Annotated in this window: 17 protein-coding genes; 8 read left to right on the forward strand and 9 right to left on the reverse strand. The window is 44.3% G+C overall.

Annotated features, from left to right (window positions below; genetic code table 11):
• Positions 1–52: 52 nt before the first annotated feature.
• Positions 53–808 carry a NigD-like protein gene (locus HMPREF0999_RS11725; protein ID WP_005856726.1) on the reverse strand — a complete coding sequence of 252 codons (756 nt, stop codon included), beginning with the start codon at positions 806–808 and terminating at the stop codon, positions 53–55.
• A 126-nt stretch (positions 809–934) separates the two neighbouring features.
• A complete protein-coding gene (locus HMPREF0999_RS11730; protein ID WP_005856724.1) occupies positions 935–1,768 on the reverse strand; it encodes a DUF5032 domain-containing protein in 834 nt (277 codons plus the stop codon).
• 205 nt (positions 1,769–1,973) lie between these two features.
• On the opposite strand from HMPREF0999_RS11730, the gene xyl3A reads away from it, so the two are divergent.
• Complete coding sequence (gene xyl3A, locus HMPREF0999_RS11735) at positions 1,974–4,580, forward strand: xylan 1,4-beta-xylosidase (RefSeq protein WP_009275988.1); 2,607 nt, start codon at positions 1,974–1,976, stop codon at positions 4,578–4,580.
• A gap of 99 nt (positions 4,581–4,679) precedes the next feature.
• Here the strand turns inward: xyl3A and HMPREF0999_RS11740 are convergent, their stop codons facing one another.
• Complete coding sequence (locus tag HMPREF0999_RS11740; RefSeq protein WP_005856720.1) at positions 4,680–5,918, reverse strand: hypothetical protein; 1,239 nt, start codon at positions 5,916–5,918, stop codon at positions 4,680–4,682.
• Positions 5,919–6,041: 123 nt separating this feature from the next.
• On the reverse strand, positions 6,042–6,287 hold the full coding sequence (locus HMPREF0999_RS11745; RefSeq protein WP_005856718.1) for an RNA recognition motif domain-containing protein: 246 nt from the start codon (positions 6,285–6,287) through the stop codon (positions 6,042–6,044).
• 350 nt (positions 6,288–6,637) lie between these two features.
• On the opposite strand from HMPREF0999_RS11745, the gene HMPREF0999_RS11750 reads away from it, so the two are divergent.
• The 6 genes from HMPREF0999_RS11750 to HMPREF0999_RS11775 all read left to right on the forward strand — a co-directional run bounded on the left by HMPREF0999_RS11750 (position 6,638) and on the right by HMPREF0999_RS11775 (position 11,391).
• The gene (locus HMPREF0999_RS11750) at positions 6,638–7,336 is read left to right on the forward strand and encodes an NDP-sugar synthase (RefSeq protein WP_005856716.1); all 699 of its coding nucleotides are present in this window, start codon (positions 6,638–6,640) and stop codon (positions 7,334–7,336) included.
• A gap of 16 nt (positions 7,337–7,352) precedes the next feature.
• Positions 7,353–8,216, forward strand: a complete 864-nt coding sequence (locus tag HMPREF0999_RS11755) for a hypothetical protein (RefSeq protein WP_008780551.1) — start codon at positions 7,353–7,355, stop codon at positions 8,214–8,216.
• A 21-nt stretch (positions 8,217–8,237) separates the two neighbouring features.
• A complete protein-coding gene (locus HMPREF0999_RS11760; protein ID WP_009275989.1) occupies positions 8,238–9,143 on the forward strand; it encodes a CDP-alcohol phosphatidyltransferase family protein in 906 nt (301 codons plus the stop codon).
• Between the two features lie 21 nt (positions 9,144–9,164).
• Complete coding sequence (locus HMPREF0999_RS11765; protein WP_009275990.1) at positions 9,165–9,887, forward strand: HAD family hydrolase; 723 nt, start codon at positions 9,165–9,167, stop codon at positions 9,885–9,887.
• Between the two features lie 90 nt (positions 9,888–9,977).
• Positions 9,978–10,784: a metallophosphoesterase family protein gene (locus tag HMPREF0999_RS11770; protein ID WP_005856708.1), complete on the forward strand. Its 807-nt coding sequence runs from the start codon at positions 9,978–9,980 to the stop codon at positions 10,782–10,784.
• Entirely contained in the window at positions 10,765–11,391 is a 627-nt protein-coding gene (locus tag HMPREF0999_RS11775) for a hypothetical protein (RefSeq protein ID WP_005856706.1), read from the forward strand. The genes HMPREF0999_RS11770 and HMPREF0999_RS11775 overlap by 20 nt, the downstream gene beginning before the upstream one ends.
• A 78-nt stretch (positions 11,392–11,469) precedes the next feature.
• On the opposite strand, the gene HMPREF0999_RS11780 is transcribed toward HMPREF0999_RS11775, so the two are convergent.
• The 5 genes from HMPREF0999_RS11780 to HMPREF0999_RS11800 form a co-directional block, all read right to left on the reverse strand.
• Positions 11,470–12,099 (reverse strand): outer membrane beta-barrel protein, encoded by a 630-nt coding sequence (locus HMPREF0999_RS11780; protein WP_005856704.1) that lies wholly within the window; start codon positions 12,097–12,099, stop codon positions 11,470–11,472.
• A gap of 30 nt (positions 12,100–12,129) precedes the next feature.
• On the reverse strand, positions 12,130–12,780 hold the full coding sequence (locus HMPREF0999_RS11785) for a DUF4136 domain-containing protein (RefSeq protein ID WP_005856702.1): 651 nt from the start codon (positions 12,778–12,780) through the stop codon (positions 12,130–12,132).
• 108 nt (positions 12,781–12,888) lie between these two features.
• Positions 12,889–13,950 (reverse strand): endonuclease/exonuclease/phosphatase family protein, encoded by a 1,062-nt coding sequence (locus HMPREF0999_RS11790; RefSeq protein WP_008780547.1) that lies wholly within the window; start codon positions 13,948–13,950, stop codon positions 12,889–12,891.
• Positions 13,951–14,057: 107 nt separating this feature from the next.
• Positions 14,058–14,738 carry an OmpA family protein gene (locus HMPREF0999_RS11795; protein ID WP_005856698.1) on the reverse strand — a complete coding sequence of 227 codons (681 nt, stop codon included), beginning with the start codon at positions 14,736–14,738 and terminating at the stop codon, positions 14,058–14,060.
• 46 nt (positions 14,739–14,784) lie between these two features.
• Complete coding sequence (locus HMPREF0999_RS11800; protein ID WP_005856696.1) at positions 14,785–15,108, reverse strand: hypothetical protein; 324 nt, start codon at positions 15,106–15,108, stop codon at positions 14,785–14,787.
• 430 nt (positions 15,109–15,538) lie between these two features.
• On the opposite strand from HMPREF0999_RS11800, the gene HMPREF0999_RS11805 reads away from it, so the two are divergent.
• Positions 15,539–16,621 (forward strand): sensor histidine kinase, encoded by a 1,083-nt coding sequence (locus tag HMPREF0999_RS11805; protein ID WP_010182939.1) that lies wholly within the window; start codon positions 15,539–15,541, stop codon positions 16,619–16,621.
• Positions 16,622–16,679: the final 58 nt, after the last annotated feature.

Consider the following 16,679-nt stretch of genomic DNA (forward strand, 5'->3'; position numbering starts at 1 on the left):
AGGGAGATTCACTCCCTGCCAAATCCCCATCTATTTAAACGATCAAACCGACCTATTTCAAATTTAAGGCGCTTCTCTCGGCAGCTATAGATGCTTTTGCCGGAGTAGACTTGCGGGAACAATAATTGAATTCCACAGACTTATCGCCATCGAATGACTTCCATTTTAATTTCAACTTAACCGTCTTACCATTCGTATCCGGAAGGCTATCCAATTTAAAAGCGACCAGTCCATCCGCATATGCGCCATATACATCGCCATAAGCGTTATGGCGGAACTCTACCTCATAAGGATTCTCCGGGTCCTTGCCTGTCAGTAGGTTTACAAAATGAGCCTTATTGCGGTCTCCCCAGATCGTCCTGAAACGGAGTGTCAGATATCCGTCCTCGGCGATGGTAACCCAATCGTTCACGATCTCCACAGGGTCGGAGCCATAGATCGAATCGTTGCTAGTCACCCCCAAATCCGGAGCGATTGGTTTTGTAAGGATACTGTCGATCCAATTAATATTTACGGCCTTGCTGTAAATTCCGCTAGACTCGTTCGTCTCGTCAAAATTCACCAACGCTCTCACCTCCTTCTGCCCGAAGGGAGAAGAGGTCATATTGACAGGCAACAAGGTCGTGCTATCATCCAATTGAAGAAAATATGAACCATCATCGACCGGCTTAACCGTCACCAACGCATTCGGCAACACTTTACTGTAAGGATAATCATCATCATCGTCCAAGCAAGATTGAAACCCCATAAAACAAGTAGCCGCCATTACACCTACAACTAATTTCCTAAAATTAAAGAATCCGTTCATAATACTTCCTTTCTAAGTTTATCAATTAAACTAATCAACCTTTTAATTCTATAAAATTAGAAATGCGTTTTAGGGCGGAAATGCTGCATATGTGTATGTTAATTAAACCAAACAAGGCATGTCTCCTTACTTCACGGCGAAATTATACTCGAAAGTATACTTATAAGAGCTTGCGGTTCCTCCGTCATTCTCATCGATAGTCATACCCGTTATATAATCTCCCACGGTGGTATAGGTGTATTTGTACTCAGCTTTCACCTCGCTCTGGTTAGGGATCGTATAGGTGTAGGCACGGATCGGAAGATTCCGGTTTTGGATACCATATAACAAGTTCAGAGGTGTTACAGACTCAAAGCCAACCGGCGAGAAAGAACCGATCACTCGCAGAGGGAAGTTCTTAGGAGCCTCCGCCACGCTATACTCGTACCTCATCTCCCGGCTATCCAATGACTGGGCATATAGAACCACGTTGCCGTTCTCCCATGTATATTTCTCGTACTCCGGATAACTTCTCTCCTCGTATCCCGTCCCAAACTCTTTCGGCCAACGGGCATTCCAAGAAGTCAACACCCAATTCGAGCCTGAATAACGATAGGAATATTCATCGCTTACATAGATCTCGTTGCTGGCGTATGGATTCTCTTGAGAGATCTTCTTACTTGTAATTACATTTCCGCTTAACGTATATTCCTCTATAACCTCACCGGAATGAATGCCTGTGACAGAGAATTTACCATCCGAATAAATGAACAATAACTTATCCACTCCCAAATTTATATTTGAGATCTTGCCATCGCTCGTATAATTGATATCAGCGGTAAAAAGCGGGCTTGAAGCTCCGTCTTTATAACAAGAAACTTTCGTTAGCTTATTCAATTCCGGAACAACGGGATCGTCATCGTCTCCGCAGGCCGTCAGGCTAGCGGCCCCTATTAGTAACAAAAATAGATACTTCTTCATCATTCTTTCGTGTTTTAATCTGTTACGGCAAAAATAGGGCTTTTAAATGAATAACCACTAAAGTAACCTATTTTAAGTGTTCCTGTTTGAAAAAATGCTTCTAAAATCGTAGTTTTGCTCCATCAATATCAAAGATAACGATCTATCTTAAAATAGTTTACAATAAGTAATAATGTAAGATAAACAATATCTAAAATTTAATAACATGAAAATGAAACAACTGACAGTAGCGATGATCACCCTCCTACTCACCGCCTCTTGTAGTGAAAAACAACAAGATTACCCTTTCCGGAATCCGGATCTTCCCTTGGAAGAACGTATCGACGACTTACTATCCCGACTGACACCGGAGGAGAAAATCGGCCAAATGATGAACGTAACCCCCGCCATCGAGCGTTTGGGAATCCCGACTTACGACTGGTGGAACGAGGCTCTTCACGGCGTGGCTCGTGCCGGACGTGCGACCGTATTCCCGCAAGCGATCGCCATGGCGGCTACCTTCGATGATAACGCCGTTCACGAGACCTTCACGATGGTCAGCGATGAGGCCCGTGCCAAATACCATCAATACCAAAAGGACAAGGAGTACGACCGTTACAAAGGTCTTACTTTCTGGACCCCGAATATCAATATCTTTCGTGACCCTCGCTGGGGACGGGGTATGGAAACTTATGGAGAGGACCCTTACTTGACCGAGAAGATGGGTGTAGCCGTAACCCGTGGATTGCAAGGTGATGATCCGAATTATTACAAGACACACGCTTGCGCCAAGCATTACGCCGTACACAGCGGTCCGGAATGGAACCGTCATGAGTTTGACGTAGAGGCTACTCCTCGTGATCTGTACGAGACGTATCTTCCAGCTTTCGAGGCATTGGTTAAGGAGGGCGATGTACAAGAGGTAATGTGCGCCTATAACCGTTTTGAGGGCAAACCTTGCTGTAGCAGCGACAAATTATTGATCGATATCTTGCGTAATAGCTGGGGATACGACAATATCATCCTCTCCGACTGCGGTGCTATCGATGATTTCTGGAGAAAAGACAAAAATACGCCTCGCCATGAGACGCACCCGGACGCTGAGAGCGCATCCGCCGACGCCGTATTGAACGGTACCGACCTAGAATGTGGCGGTAGCTACCGTGCGCTAAACAAAGCCTTGGCCGACGGTAAGATCTCGGAGAAAGATCTGGACGTATCCTTACGCCGCCTGCTGAAAGGTCGCTTCGAGCTAGGTATGTTCGATCCGGACGAGCGGGTTCCTTATTCTAAAATACCTTACAGCGTAGTCGAGAGCCCGGAGCATATCGCCAAGGCACTGGATATGGCACGTAAAAGTATCGTTTTGTTGAAGAACAAGAATAATATGCTTCCTCTGGACAAGAATATCAAGAAGATCGCCGTAGTCGGACCGAACGCAGCGGACTCGACCATGCTATGGGCCAACTACAACGGCTTCCCGACCAAGACCGTCACGATCGTGGAAGGTATCCGCAATAAAGTCCCGAACGCAGAGGTTATCTACGAGCTGGGTTGCAACCATACCGCCGATTTTGTCGTGACAGACCTAGGTAGCCACGTATCTTCCACGGCGGGACAAGGCTTCGCCTCCGAATTCTTCAACAATACCGAGTTCGAGGGTACCCCCGCCTACAAGGGATTAGCGAAAGAGCTTCATTATACCACCGGAGGTAACACCCAATTCGCCCCGAACGTAAACTTGACAAACTTCACGGCTCGCTTTACGGGCGAGTTCGAGTCTCCGATAGATGGTCCGGTCGAGTTCAAACTATCCGGAAACGACGCATTCCGCCTGTATATCGATACGGCTAAAGTCGCCGAAGTATGGGAAAACGAATATGGAGCGGAAAAACTCTATACGCTAAACGCTAAGAAAGGTGAGAAATATCCCATAAAGATCGAATATATGCAACGCACGGGTAGCGCTGACCTGAACTTTACGGTAGGCGTACGCACACCCGTAGATTTCCAAGCTACGGCCAGCAAGGTTAAAGACGCTGATGTCATCGTATTCGTAGGTGGTATATCTCCACGTCTGGAAGGTGAGGAAATGCCGGTAGACGCTGAAGGTTTCCGGAAAGGCGACCGCACGAATATCGAGATCCCGGCCGTACAGAAGGAGATGGTCAAAGCCTTGGTAGCCACCGGAAAGCCTGTGGTATACGTGGTATGTACGGGTAGCGCATTGGCGTTGAATTGGGAGAACGATCATGTAAACGCTATCTTGAACGCTTGGTATGGCGGACAAGAAGGTGGAACAGCCGTGGCCGACGTTTTATTCGGAGACTATAACCCGGCCGGACGCTTGCCAATCACGTTCTATAAATCCGTAGACCAGCTTCCGGACTTCCAAGATTACAGCATGAAAGGCCGTACCTATCGTTACATGACGCAGACTCCGCTTTATCCGTTCGGTTATGGCTTGAGCTATACAACATTCGATTATAAGAACGCTAAGTTGTCAAAGGATAAGATCGCTTCCAACGAATCGGTTACCCTCTCCTTCGATATCGCCAATACAGGCAAGATGGATGGTGACGAGGTCGCTCAGATCTACATCAAGAACCCGAACGATCCCGCCGGACCGCTAAAAGCGATGAAAGCATTCAAACGTGTGAACGTGAAGGCTGGCAGCGAACAACCGGTTAGCATCCAATTGGAACCGAAAGCTTTCCAATCCTTCAATGACAATACACAGACCATGGAGGTTCGCCCGGGTAAATACCAAATCCTATATGGAGGTTCCTCGGACGATAAGACACTGAAAAAGATTGATTTAGTAATTGAATAAAAACACTATTGTATTCACGGCTGAACACAATAGTATTCATAGAAAAACACAGTAGTATTCACAATCGAATACTACTGTGTTTATGTATGAAGGTAATGATCAGAATTTTTTAATCAAGAAAGACGGATTGATACGCATGTAAACCCCTGCCGTAAAACTCGTGGCGCTTCCCATCGGTTGTTTTACTCCATCCGCATCATTCATATCTCCGGAGAGATGATGAAAAACGTCCACATCTACCCCTATCGAGAAACCCTTCGCTAGTTGCCGGGAATATTCCACCCCCAGATAGATCATTTGCGGACGGTCGAACGTAACCCCCTCATCAATCATCGAGGCCGCCCCGAAAAACGGGCTACCAAACATAGAGATGAAATCCTCGCAGGTCCAATACGACGTTTTCACCCGGAAATCATAGATATCGGCGGAAGCACGGGCATACAAGCCATATCCGCTGTCAAAAGGCCATATCTCTCCCGCTTGCTGATAATAACCGGTAGCATCCAGTTCCACGTTCAAGTTCTTGAAAATACGATGTCCGGTATTCCATACACCTCCGACACCGATCGCACCATTCATCAAGGTTTGCACGGAATTGTTGAAGATCGTGTCGATCTCGCCTCCCCTATGCTGCACCAATCCTTGCACCGGCGTATAGAAATGGAAACGGGAAGCCGGGTCGTTGTACTTTACCCGTGAAGAGATCCCGACGGTAAACGCCTCTTGATGCACATCCTCCCGGAAAATAAAGCTCTGCCAGTTCACCCACACATCCAAGTCGAAAGCCTTCGAGTCATACAACAACTGCAAGCCCGCCTCGGGATCGCAGGTCAAATTCAATTCCGGATTATAAAGAGGCTCTATCAAATTATGGTTGGAAGCGCCGTAAATATTTCCCAGCACGATGTTCACATGATCCGAGAGAGCCATCTGCGCCCGGAAATAGGGCAACACATGTACCCCTTTTTGGTATTGGTCTCCCTTCCAATAAGCGATATCCTGATAAGCCATGCTCGGATATTTATTCGCCCCATGATAGATCAACATATGGACACCCGCCTCCAACTTGATATTCCGCAAGGGATAATAAACCGCTTTGCCTTGTACCCAAAGCCCCGGCAACGAATACCCTTTGGTAAATTTACCCGTATACTCGTTATCCTTGAAGAAGCTAATATTATCCAACTCTACGGACAACTCCCGGGCCTTCTCCGGGTCGATATGATAATCCGTCTTATAGACACGATCCGCGATCTGCGCCTTCAGCGAGGGAGACCAACTCCCCAATCCCATCAAGCAAAGACCCACAATGAAACTCCTAACACCTATATTCTTCATCACTCTTAAAATTTCTCGCGAACATAAACAAAATACACTGAAAAAAGAAAGCGGGGAAACGAAAGTTTTCACCTCGTTTCCCCGCTTTTTCGTCTTATTTTAAAAATCTCTTTCTTCTAAAATTTAACGTCTAGGGATAGCTTCTTTAACAACCATCTGACGACCTTCGTACTCAGCTTGGTTCAACTCCTCGATAGCTTTTTGAGCCTCTGCAGCGTTAGGCATCTCAGCGAAAGCGAAGCCCTTAGAACGTTTTGTGTCACGGTCAACAATGATTTTAACTGAGTCTACAACACCATACTCTTCCAGAATCTGTTGTAAGTCTGATTCTCTTACCCGATAATTCAGGTTTCCAATGTAAATATTCATACGAAAATGATATAAAAAAAATAAAAATTAATAATAAAACAAGGATGGTTGGTGAAGTCAATCTCTAAAAGAAAGTATTATCATCGCTGATGAATAAATGCTAAAAGATAAAAGAGCTATACAAACTATCTTTTGTTCATGGCACAAAGGAAAGCATTCTATTTGAATTAGCAACTATAAAACGATAATTATTTTCAAAAAAACATTCAAGCTCTTTATAACGTCTTTGTTGTTCTAGTCAAATAGTCCTAATTTATAGAAATTTTGACCAATTATATCAACGATATAGCCTAAAACTATCTCAGAAATCTCGTAACTTTGCAAAATTATTATTTGAACTAATAAAAGTTATGGATTACGCGATCATTGCCGCCGGCGAAGGCTCCCGCTTGGCGCAAGAAGGTGTTAAGTGGCCAAAGCCTCTGGTTAGACTCAACGGTGTCGCTCTGATAGACCGGTTGATAGACGTTTTTTTGAAAAATAACGCAACCTCTATCAGTATCATCGTAAACGAGGAGATGACCGAGGTACAGGATTACCTGAAGGCCCTGCGACTACCTATACCCTTTTACCTATTGGTAAAATCCACCCCCAGCTCTATGCACAGCTTCTACGAGCTGAGTCATTATCTGGACGGTGATAAGATTTGTTTAACTACTGTAGACACGATCTTCAAGGAAGAAGAGTTCAGCGGCTATATCCAACAGTTCATCCAAGAGGATAAACTGGACGGATTGATGGCCGTCACTGATTTTATTGATGACGAGAAACCCTTATATGTAGAAACAGACAACGAACTTTACATCCGGAATTTCCTAGATCAGGCAGACGGTGATTGCCGTTACATATCGGGAGGTATCTATTGCTTGAGGCGTCCGGCTCTGGGTGTATTGAACAACGCCATCTCGCAGGGAATGTCGAGAATGCGCAATTATCAACGGCAGCTCATCGCCGAGGGGTTGAGGCTAAAGGCCTATCCTTTCAGCAAGATCATCGACGTGGATCACGCCGATGACATTTTGAAAGCCGAATCATTTTTAAAGTCATAAAGAATACTGTCTAACAATGAGTAAATTAACTTTAGCAGGTATCCGCAGAGGAAATCAATTCTCCCCCAATCATATCGGCAACGACGCAGCGATCTTCGCCTTGACAGCCCAGCATTTACGAAAATTGGGATGCGATGTAAACGAATATATCGAATCGGATCTGCTGCTGCAAGACCCGAAAGAAAAGGGTATCTTTAATATGGTAAGAGACTGGAAGTCCATCCATAAGCTGCAAGAACTAGAGGATAAAAATTATTTCGTGGTGAACTCAGGTTACGGGATCGAGAATTGTACCCGTGAGAAAATGACCCGCCTCCTATTATCCAACCATATCTCCCATCCGGAAAGCTTAATCTTACGGACAGATGAGGATCCGACAGAAGCCCTAGAAAAAGCCGGTTTCTTTAATTGCTGGATCAAACGGGGAGATTTCCACGCCATTCATAGGGAAGACGTCACCTACGTAAGAAATCCGGAAGAGGCGAGAAGCATACTGAAGGAATACGCCATCCGTGGTATCCCGTCGGCGGTAATCAATGAGCATCTGGTAGGCGATTTGGTGAAATTTTACGGGGTAGCTGGAACCGATTTCTTTTATTGGTTCTATCCATCGAACATGCATCATAGTAAATTTGGTTTAGAAGTTATCAATGGTACAGCGAAGGGGATCCCCTTCGACGAAGCGCAGCTTCGTCTGCTCTGCCACAAGGCAGCCGAGGTATTGAGCATACATATTTACGGGGGAGATTGCATCGTCTCCGAGGATGGTGTCATGCGAATTATCGATTTCAATGATTGGCCTAGTTTCGCCCCTTGCCGGGAAGAAGCGGCTCCAAACATCGCACGTCGTATCTGGGATCTTATGCGAGAACACATCTAAATCGTTTTAACAAAATCAATCATGAGTGAGACTAAGTCTACTCCCAGTCTGGAGTCAACCTTAAAATCTTTGGACACCGAGGAGTTTATCGATATTCATTTCTATCGTCCTATTGGCTACCAATGGGCTTTGTTCTTTAATAAATTGGGGGTATCGCCCAATAGTATCACGATCGCCAGCATCTTTATCGGCATAGCGGCAGGTATCTGTTTCTATTTCCAGAGCCTCGCTATCAACGTGATCGGCATGTTACTGTTAATCTGGGCAAACTCATATGATAGCGCAGACGGACAATTGGCCCGTATGACCGGACAGAAAAGTGCCTTGGGACGTATCTTGGACGGTGCCGCCGGCGATTTCTGGTTTATCGCTATCTACGCGGCAATCTGCTTACGCCTCACGCCGGAATGGGGAATATGGATCTGGCTATTGGCGGCTACGACGGGATTCTTCCATAGCAAGCAAGCGGCCATGGCGGATTATTATCGCAATATTCACTTGTTGTTCTTGAAAGGTAAATCGGGTAGCGAGCTCTCCCACTCTCCCCAATTGAAGGAGAATTATAAGAAGATGAGTTGGAAACATGACTTTATCTATAAATTGTTCGAGACCTTCTACATTAATTATACGGTAGGTCAAGAAGCATGGACACCTAAATTCCAACACATGATGAACATCATCCGTGAGAAATACAACGGACAAGCGCCGGAATGGTTCCGTAAGGCTTTTCGAACACAGAGCCTGCCATTAATGAAATATACGAATATGCTATCATTCAATACCCGGGTGATCGCTTTGTTTGTCAGCCTTTTCATCGACATGCCTTGGCTGTATTTCGTATTCGAGCTGACCGTATTAAACTCGATGTTGCTCTATATGATCAAAAAGCATGAGCATATTTGTGAAGATTTCAGCAAACAGTTATAACGTTTTTTACCCCATTCGATTATGTTCAATTTAGACAAAGTAAAAGGAATCCTCTTTGATTACGGCGGAACGATAGACAGTAACGGCATGCACTGGGCAGAGGTGATCTGGATGGCGTATGAGGCCTTGAAGGTTCCCGTATCCAAAGCGGTTTTCCGTGATGCTTATGTACATGGAGAAAGAACGCTTGGAAAGAATCCGATCGTGAAGCCTCATCATACGTTTCTGGATATGCTGCGCTTGAAAAGCGATTTACAAATCCAATGGCTGAAAGAGAACGGGCATTTATCCGCCGAGGCGGTTACCCCGGAGTTACCGGAACAATTAGCGGATTGGTGTTACGAATACGCCCGGAAGGCAATCGATAGCGCCCGCCCCATTCTGGAGCAATTAGCGGAACGTTACCCATTGGTATTGGTATCGAACTTCTATGGGAACATAGAATCCGTGTTGAAAGATTTCGGTTTGGATCATTTATTCGGCGCTATCGTGGAATCGGCGGTCGTAGGTATCCGTAAGCCGGACCCGGCGATCTTCCGATTAGGAGTGGATAAACTGGGATTTCCCGCCGACGAGATTGTTGTCGTAGGTGATTCCTATGATAAGGATATCGTCCCCGCCACCCGGATCGGATGCCAGACAATCTGGCTAAAAAGTATTGGTTGGAGCGCTTATAAAGGAAATGAGACTGCCGATATCGTATTATCCGACTTCACGGAAATAAAGCAAGTATTCGCTTTATAGAATATACATTTTAGACCAGTATAAGCTCAGAAATGACCTTTTTTGGTACTGATAGCATCCTAACTTTGCATATAAAAAAGTTAGGATGCTATGTTTTTAAAGAAATACATATGGCTTTCTGCCGCTACACTCCTCACGGCTTGCGACTTAATCGACTATCATCCGTATGACGGTCGTCTGGATTCCGATACTTCCCGGGAGATCAACCCGACCAATATCGAGCGTATCGAGAAAGTCTGCGAAGGGAAGGACACGATCCGTTTTATTTTTATGGGCGATACCCAGCGGAGTTATAATGAGACGGAAGATTTCGTCAAGTACGTTAATCAATTAGATAGCATCGATTTCATTATCCATGGAGGAGATTATACGGAGTTCGGCTTAAAGAAGGAATTCGAGTGGAACGATGATATCTTGTCCAAACTAAAAGTGCCTTACGTAGGGTTGATCGGTAATCACGACGTGATCGGTAATGGCGACCAAGTATTTCGTAAAATCTTTGGGAATGAGAACTTCTCGTTTGTCGTGAGCGACGTGAAATTCGTATGCCTCAATACGAACGCTATCGAGTATGATTATTCCCATCCGGTACCCGATTTTAATTTCCTAAAGAATGAGATAGCGGATAGTACCCGTAATAAACGCACGATCGTAGTCATGCACGCCCCTCCCGGGAACGAACAGTTCGACAATAACGTGAAAGACGTGTTCCAACTTTATATCAAGACATTACCATCTTTAATGTTCTGCTTGCATGCACATAATCATTGCGTATCGGCAGCTGATTTGTTTGAGGATGGCATTATCTACTACGGTTGCGCCAATATCGCCAAACGAAGTTATCTTCTTTTTACCTTAACCCCTGACGATTATATGTATGAAGTGGTCAATTTTTAAGCTTCTCCTCTTAACTTGTGTCTTTTCCCTTACACTCCATGCGCAAGAGGATAAATACACGAAACGAGTGCAACGGTACGAGAACGCATGGCAACGGGTCATCCCCCGCTATACAAAAGTACAATTCGCAGGTTCCATGGCGATGCTATCCGTGGGTACCGGTTGGAATTATTACCGGAATCATTGGGAAACGGATATGTTGCTGGGTATCGTCCCCCGCAACGCAAATGATCACGCAAACGTGACTTTCACCTTGAAACAAAACTATTTTCCTTGGAATATCGATCTGGGAGAAAAAGTATCTTTCGAGCCTCTTTGTTGCGGTATCTACGTAAATTTCCTATTTGACCGGGATTTCTGGGCCAAGCAACCGAATAAGTATCCCCCGGGATATTATTGGTTCTCCACCCGCATCCGTAACCATATCTTTATCGGGGAGCGGATCACACTCAAACTGAATCCAAATAGTAGCTGGCATAAATCCATCAGCTTCTTCTATGAGTTAAGCACTTGCGATTTGTATATAATAAACGCTATCGGCAACAGCTACTTGAAGCCAAAAGATTATTTAAGCCTTTCATTCGGGGTGAAACTACAGATCTTATAAAAGCAAGAAACGGAAGACATTCACTGCCCTCCGTTTCCCTAAACTACATAAAACACTTAAAAGAACAAACGTTGTCTATCAGAACGCTAGACCTAAGCGGATACCCCAGTTATTCAAACCATCGATATGATAGCTGAGGACATCACCCTTGTTGGTAGCGTAGTTATAATAAGCGGCCATATGTACGCCGATCTGTTTCTGAGGTGTGAAGTACACGGTCATACCGATCTCGGGAGCTACATAGAATCCCCAGTTACGATCGTAAACCTTCAACACGTTCATGTAGGTAGACATCTCACTATAGCTAGCACCTAACTGAGCGCCAACATACGGTTGGAATTGTCCTTCCGGAGCGAAGTTATAACGGAAAGCCGCACCAAAAGGCAACTGGAAGATAGAATGCTGTTGATCGGAAGTGATTACGGATGTTGAGTTTACCGGAATCGTCTGGCGGTCCACATACTCATTATTTGTATGATAAGAGATGAACGCACCTATAGCGAAATTAGGAATCACATAGTAACCACCCTCAGCGTGAGCACCCCAACCGCTGGTCTTCTTAGAAAAGTCTTGACCGAACGGAGAGTTGATTTGCCAGTCTACATTGAAATACGCGTTTTTCAAAACCTGGGCGCCAGCCAGAGTAGGCATCGCCATACAAACTACGAGTAAAGCGATTAACTTGATTGATTTATTTATCTTTTTCATAGAATCTCAAACTTTTAATCATTCGAATTATTATTTCTTTACGTACGGAGATTGTACAAATGCTTGCTCGATAGCACGAACAGCCAGCTGAGTATCGAATTTATCGGAACCAGACAACAAGCCACTCATGTAAGCAGTCCAAAGAACCGGAAGTTTAGCGTCTGCCTTAGAAGCGGCAGGAGTATCCAAATCCACTAACTCTGTCAACAAGGAACCTACACTATAGCTATACACTACAGGATACGGGTAATACCAATTTCCCCAACCTGGTCCCCAGTAACCCGGACTCCAATATCCCGGATAGTTCCACCACCAGTACGGGTAGTTGTAGCCATCGTTGTAGTCAGCGAAATATTGAGTACTTTGTACGTAAGAAACTTGCAGACCTAAGTCGGCGTTATCTTTGTCTAGCGTGCGTTTGAAACCGCGGCTTTCCATATTATTCACCAATGTAGTGATAATATCGTCTGCTTCATTGGCTGTCCAGAACTGAGGTTTCTCGCTTGTGCCGATAACCAATACACTATCCGGAATGTAGAACGTAGTGAACGATTCGAATTTCGCGTCCTTATCGTGATTCGTGAACACCAGAAAATCATTGTCCAATTTCGACATGTCCGGGTCCTTTTGGCAAGAAGCCAACAGAAGAACTAACAGAAAAAAAGGAAAAATCTTTTTCATCTCATTTTAACGTTTAAAACAGTTTATACTATTATTTGTGCTTATATATAAGTCACTATTAAAACAGCATGAGTTGAAAAAGGTTCTAAAACTATCCTTTTGGGTGTGTTAATTAACATATCCTAACCATACGACGGGCTTATGGTCACTGTAGTCTAAATTAGGAGAATCATAAGTTACACCCTTAAAATCAGGAGAATAAATTATGTAATCAATTCGAAATATACGCTTTAATTGACGAAAGGTGTACCCGAAACCAGAGCCGCAGTCACGGAACCCATCCGTTAAATCACCTTTCACGGTACGGTACGTATAAGAGGCCGGTGTATCATTAAAATCACCGCAAATAATCACGGGCCCCTCCCCGGCATCCAACATCTGACGGATATAATCCGCCTGAGTCGCCCGTTTCACGAAATTCTTCTTCATCTGAAAAGCCATATGGAAGGCGGCCTCGGTTTCCTCCAATTGTTTACCCTCTGCATGGGCTTGGTAAAGACGAGGCTTTACGGCATTCACGCTAGTCGTTTGGAAATGGTTATTAAATACACGAACACTATCCCCTTGGATATCCATGACGGCAAACAAGGATTTATTGCTAGACTCCGGGTATAGGATAGACTCAAAACGAAGGATCGGATATTTACTGAAAATAGCGTTGCCCGCCGCTTTCGTAGCCGAACGGGTAGAGCAATAATACGGTAGGAACGATAAGGTCTTGGCGACAGAATCCATCCGCAGGGCCGATTCAACGGGGCATTCTTGGAGGCAAACGATATCCGGGTCCTCCTTTCTCAGCCAATCCGCTATATTAGGAAGCTGTTTCTTTCCGTCCGTATTGAAATTATTCACGTTATAGGTAATCACCTTAACCGCTTCTTTCCCTATCGGAATCTCTTTTGGGAAGACCCGTATCTGGAACATCGATATCAAAAACTCCCAGTTCAACAATAACGCCGCCAAAGGTACCCAGCACCAATGACTCCTAAAGACACACCACATCAAGAAAAGACATAGATTGGCCGCCAATACCGGTAATAACACCAATCCGGGAAACGAGATCCACTCCTTCCCTTCCGGATTAATACGTCCGGTAGCGAATCCGGCTATGGCCGCCACGACAAAAGCGATCGTAATCAACACAAATAAAATATATATCAACTTCTTCATCCTTCCTATCCTGCGATTTAAACAAAAAAGGGACTATCCCGAAAAGACAGTCCCCCAATTCATACCCTATAACCTGTCCGCTTCCGGCAGGGATAGCTTAAAAAAACTTATCGAAGCGTTCCTTGTTGAGCCTCTTGGATCATTTTCTGATTAGCCAAGATCACGATCTCAACACGACGGTTCAACGAACGACCCTCGGGAGTGTCATTGCTAGCCACAGGATCATGTATACCTTTACCTTCATAAACCATACGATCCGTGCTTACCCCCTGCATCATCAGGTAATCGTAAACGCTCTTCGCACGTTTCTCGGACAAGGTCTGGTTATAATCCACCTTACCGGTGTTATCCGTAAAGCCGATGATTCGGATATCCGTATCCGGATTGGCCTTCAAACTGGTAGCGAAGTTACGCAAGGCACTCTTGGAAGCGTCGCTCAACGTACTTGAGTTCGTGGCAAACAAGATACCGGAGTCAAAAGTAACCTTCAAGGCCTCACCATTGTTCACGCTCTCGATCTTCGTGTCCTCAGGCAGGGTAGCTTCCAGCTCCTTCTTCTGCTTATCCATTTTCTTACCGATTAACGCACCGGCTGTACCACCTACGGCCGCACCGATCACGGCACCCAATGCGGTATTTCCGGCCAAGGCACCAACACCAGCTCCGACAGCGGCACCACCGCCTACACCGATCGCCGTACCCTTCGCCGTGTTATTCCACGTTCCGCAACTCGTAAACACCACTGCCATACATAGCAGTAAAACAGATAATAATTTAATGTTCCTCATCATCTTCTACAATTTCACTTAAACAACTTTATATATATAACAAATATCAATCAAACATGTTGATCGAATCGCAATATTCAAGTTCTCCTTGTACTATAAAAGTGATTTCCTCCGGTTCGAATTTGCCTACGCCGTCTTTCTGGGCGTTCTTAATTACATAATTTACAACCTCTTCCTCATCGATCTCGATCTCATCGTCGCCATCATCATCTAGCATGCCATTAGATTCATAGAAGTCGTAGATCAAGTCTACGATATAGTTGATATCGTCATTACTGAACTTTCCTTTCAGTTCTTGGGGAAGATAATTCTGGATAAATTTTACGGAATCATCCTCGTCGTAAAGTAGCTCGTCATTGTTCGTGCTCATAATTAATCTTGTTTAATTGGTTTGAATAGCGGCAAATGTACGGAAATATTTTGATTTTATATCCCAAAAACAATTAAGCTTATTTACGGACGTGACTTAACAAAAGCAAATGCCCTTACTTGAACATAGTTCTAAAAGAGCTTAGGTTTTATAGGAAGCAAAGGTAATAAAAATACTTGATTATCATATAGACCTATTATTTTTTATAGCTTCCGGGTAATTTACTGTTCCGCATGATATTTTCTTTGAAAGAATATATTTCCAACCGAGTACCCCAAAGAGACTTCCAATATCTTTATGGATCACAAAAAACACTAAAGCCAGTCTTATTTGTGTTAAAATCAAAATACACTCCATCATTTATTTACATATAGTCATCTGATACTCAAGTTCTTTTAGAACTCAGTAAATGTATTAAATTATGATTACAATGGAACCTAAAATACAAAGTACCACAAGTACCCGAGCTCTCCGGAGCAAAATCGGGCCTATCAAGGCTTACTTATTCAAGGCCTCATATGTAATCAGTCCAATCACGCCAAGCGATCTTAAACATTCCATGAAAGGTGCCTACAAATCATTCCTGTCTAAAACCGATCAAGCATACGGCCATTCCACGTCAACAATCAACCCCAAACTTTACCCTATTTCTACCTTTAAGCAAATGAGCCTCGTAGTAGTCCCGAGTTTCATGATAGAGTCCCCATTCGAGATAGTGGCGATAGCCCTTATCGCCTTTCTACTTATCCTCCTTTCGATGAGGGAACATCGGCATAAGAAAGACATTCTTGACACCGAACGAAATATGGCCGAAGAAGTGATCCGCTTACGTGAGAAGGCAGAGGAATCAAACCGGTTGACAAGTGCTTTCCTCGCCAATATGAGCCATGAGATACGGACCCCACTGAATGCAATCGTAGGTTTCTCGACCCTTATCAGCGAAAGTGAGGATAAAGAGGAGATCAAAGAATTCGCTAAAATCATTCACGCAAACAATGAGCTACTCCTTAATTTAATCAATGACATACTCGATATGTCAAAAATAGAAGCCGGTATATTGGATTTCCTTTATACGGAAGTGGAGATTAACGAGCTTATACAAACCCTATGGCGGAGTTACCGATTCAAGATCAAGGAAGGAGTAGAATTCCGCACGGAACTGCCTGCGGAAAGCTACATTATCCATACTGAGAGAAACCGTTTATCCCAAGTATTGGCTAATTTCATCAATAATGCTTGCAAATACACTTTCGAGGGAATGATAACGATCGGATATGAAATAAGGAAAAACAATATTTATTTCTTTGTTAGCGATACGGGAAAAGGGATAGCGGAAGAAAATATCTCCCGTGTTTTCGAGCGATTCGCTAAATTAGATTCCTTCACCCAAGGTACAGGGCTCGGGCTGTCTATCTGTGAATTAATCATTAAACATTTAGGTGGAGAGATCGGCGTGGAGTCAAGCGTTGGAAAAGGATCTACATTTTGGTGCACGGTTCCCACCCGGAAATAATCGCACCAAGCCGTATCTACCTATTAGTGAAAAATAAAAAGGCGGAATGATTCACATA

The sequence above is a fragment of the Parabacteroides sp. D25 genome (genome assembly GCF_000307475.1).
Classification (GTDB): domain Bacteria; phylum Bacteroidota; class Bacteroidia; order Bacteroidales; family Tannerellaceae; genus Parabacteroides; species Parabacteroides distasonis.

Excerpts from the sequence above, each read along its gene's own strand:
- HMPREF0999_RS11780 (WP_005856704.1), bottom strand. The coding sequence starts at position 12,099 with ATGAAAAAGATAAATAAATCAATCAAGTTAATCGCTTTACTCGTAGTT.
- xyl3A (WP_009275988.1), top strand. The coding sequence starts at position 1,974 with ATGAAAATGAAACAACTGACAGTAGCGATGATCACCCTCCTACTCACC.
- HMPREF0999_RS11785 (WP_005856702.1), bottom strand. The coding sequence starts at position 12,780 with ATGAAAAAGATTTTTCCTTTTTTTCTGTTAGTTCTTCTGTTGGCTTCT.
- HMPREF0999_RS11805 (WP_010182939.1), top strand. The coding sequence starts at position 15,539 with ATGGAACCTAAAATACAAAGTACCACAAGTACCCGAGCTCTCCGGAGC.
- HMPREF0999_RS11730 (WP_005856724.1), bottom strand. The coding sequence starts at position 1,768 with ATGAAGAAGTATCTATTTTTGTTACTAATAGGGGCCGCTAGCCTGACG.
- HMPREF0999_RS11790 (WP_008780547.1), bottom strand. The coding sequence starts at position 13,950 with ATGAAGAAGTTGATATATATTTTATTTGTGTTGATTACGATCGCTTTT.
- HMPREF0999_RS11770 (WP_005856708.1), top strand. The coding sequence starts at position 9,978 with ATGTTTTTAAAGAAATACATATGGCTTTCTGCCGCTACACTCCTCACG.
- HMPREF0999_RS11765 (WP_009275990.1), top strand. The coding sequence starts at position 9,165 with ATGTTCAATTTAGACAAAGTAAAAGGAATCCTCTTTGATTACGGCGGA.
- HMPREF0999_RS11740 (WP_005856720.1), bottom strand. The coding sequence starts at position 5,918 with ATGAAGAATATAGGTGTTAGGAGTTTCATTGTGGGTCTTTGCTTGATG.
- HMPREF0999_RS11750 (WP_005856716.1), top strand. The coding sequence starts at position 6,638 with ATGGATTACGCGATCATTGCCGCCGGCGAAGGCTCCCGCTTGGCGCAA.
- HMPREF0999_RS11800 (WP_005856696.1), bottom strand. The coding sequence starts at position 15,108 with ATGAGCACGAACAATGACGAGCTACTTTACGACGAGGATGATTCCGTA.
- HMPREF0999_RS11795 (WP_005856698.1), bottom strand. The coding sequence starts at position 14,738 with ATGAGGAACATTAAATTATTATCTGTTTTACTGCTATGTATGGCAGTG.
- HMPREF0999_RS11755 (WP_008780551.1), top strand. The coding sequence starts at position 7,353 with ATGAGTAAATTAACTTTAGCAGGTATCCGCAGAGGAAATCAATTCTCC.
- HMPREF0999_RS11745 (WP_005856718.1), bottom strand. The coding sequence starts at position 6,287 with ATGAATATTTACATTGGAAACCTGAATTATCGGGTAAGAGAATCAGAC.
- HMPREF0999_RS11760 (WP_009275989.1), top strand. The coding sequence starts at position 8,238 with ATGAGTGAGACTAAGTCTACTCCCAGTCTGGAGTCAACCTTAAAATCT.
- HMPREF0999_RS11775 (WP_005856706.1), top strand. The coding sequence starts at position 10,765 with ATGAAGTGGTCAATTTTTAAGCTTCTCCTCTTAACTTGTGTCTTTTCC.
- HMPREF0999_RS11725 (WP_005856726.1), bottom strand. The coding sequence starts at position 808 with ATGAACGGATTCTTTAATTTTAGGAAATTAGTTGTAGGTGTAATGGCG.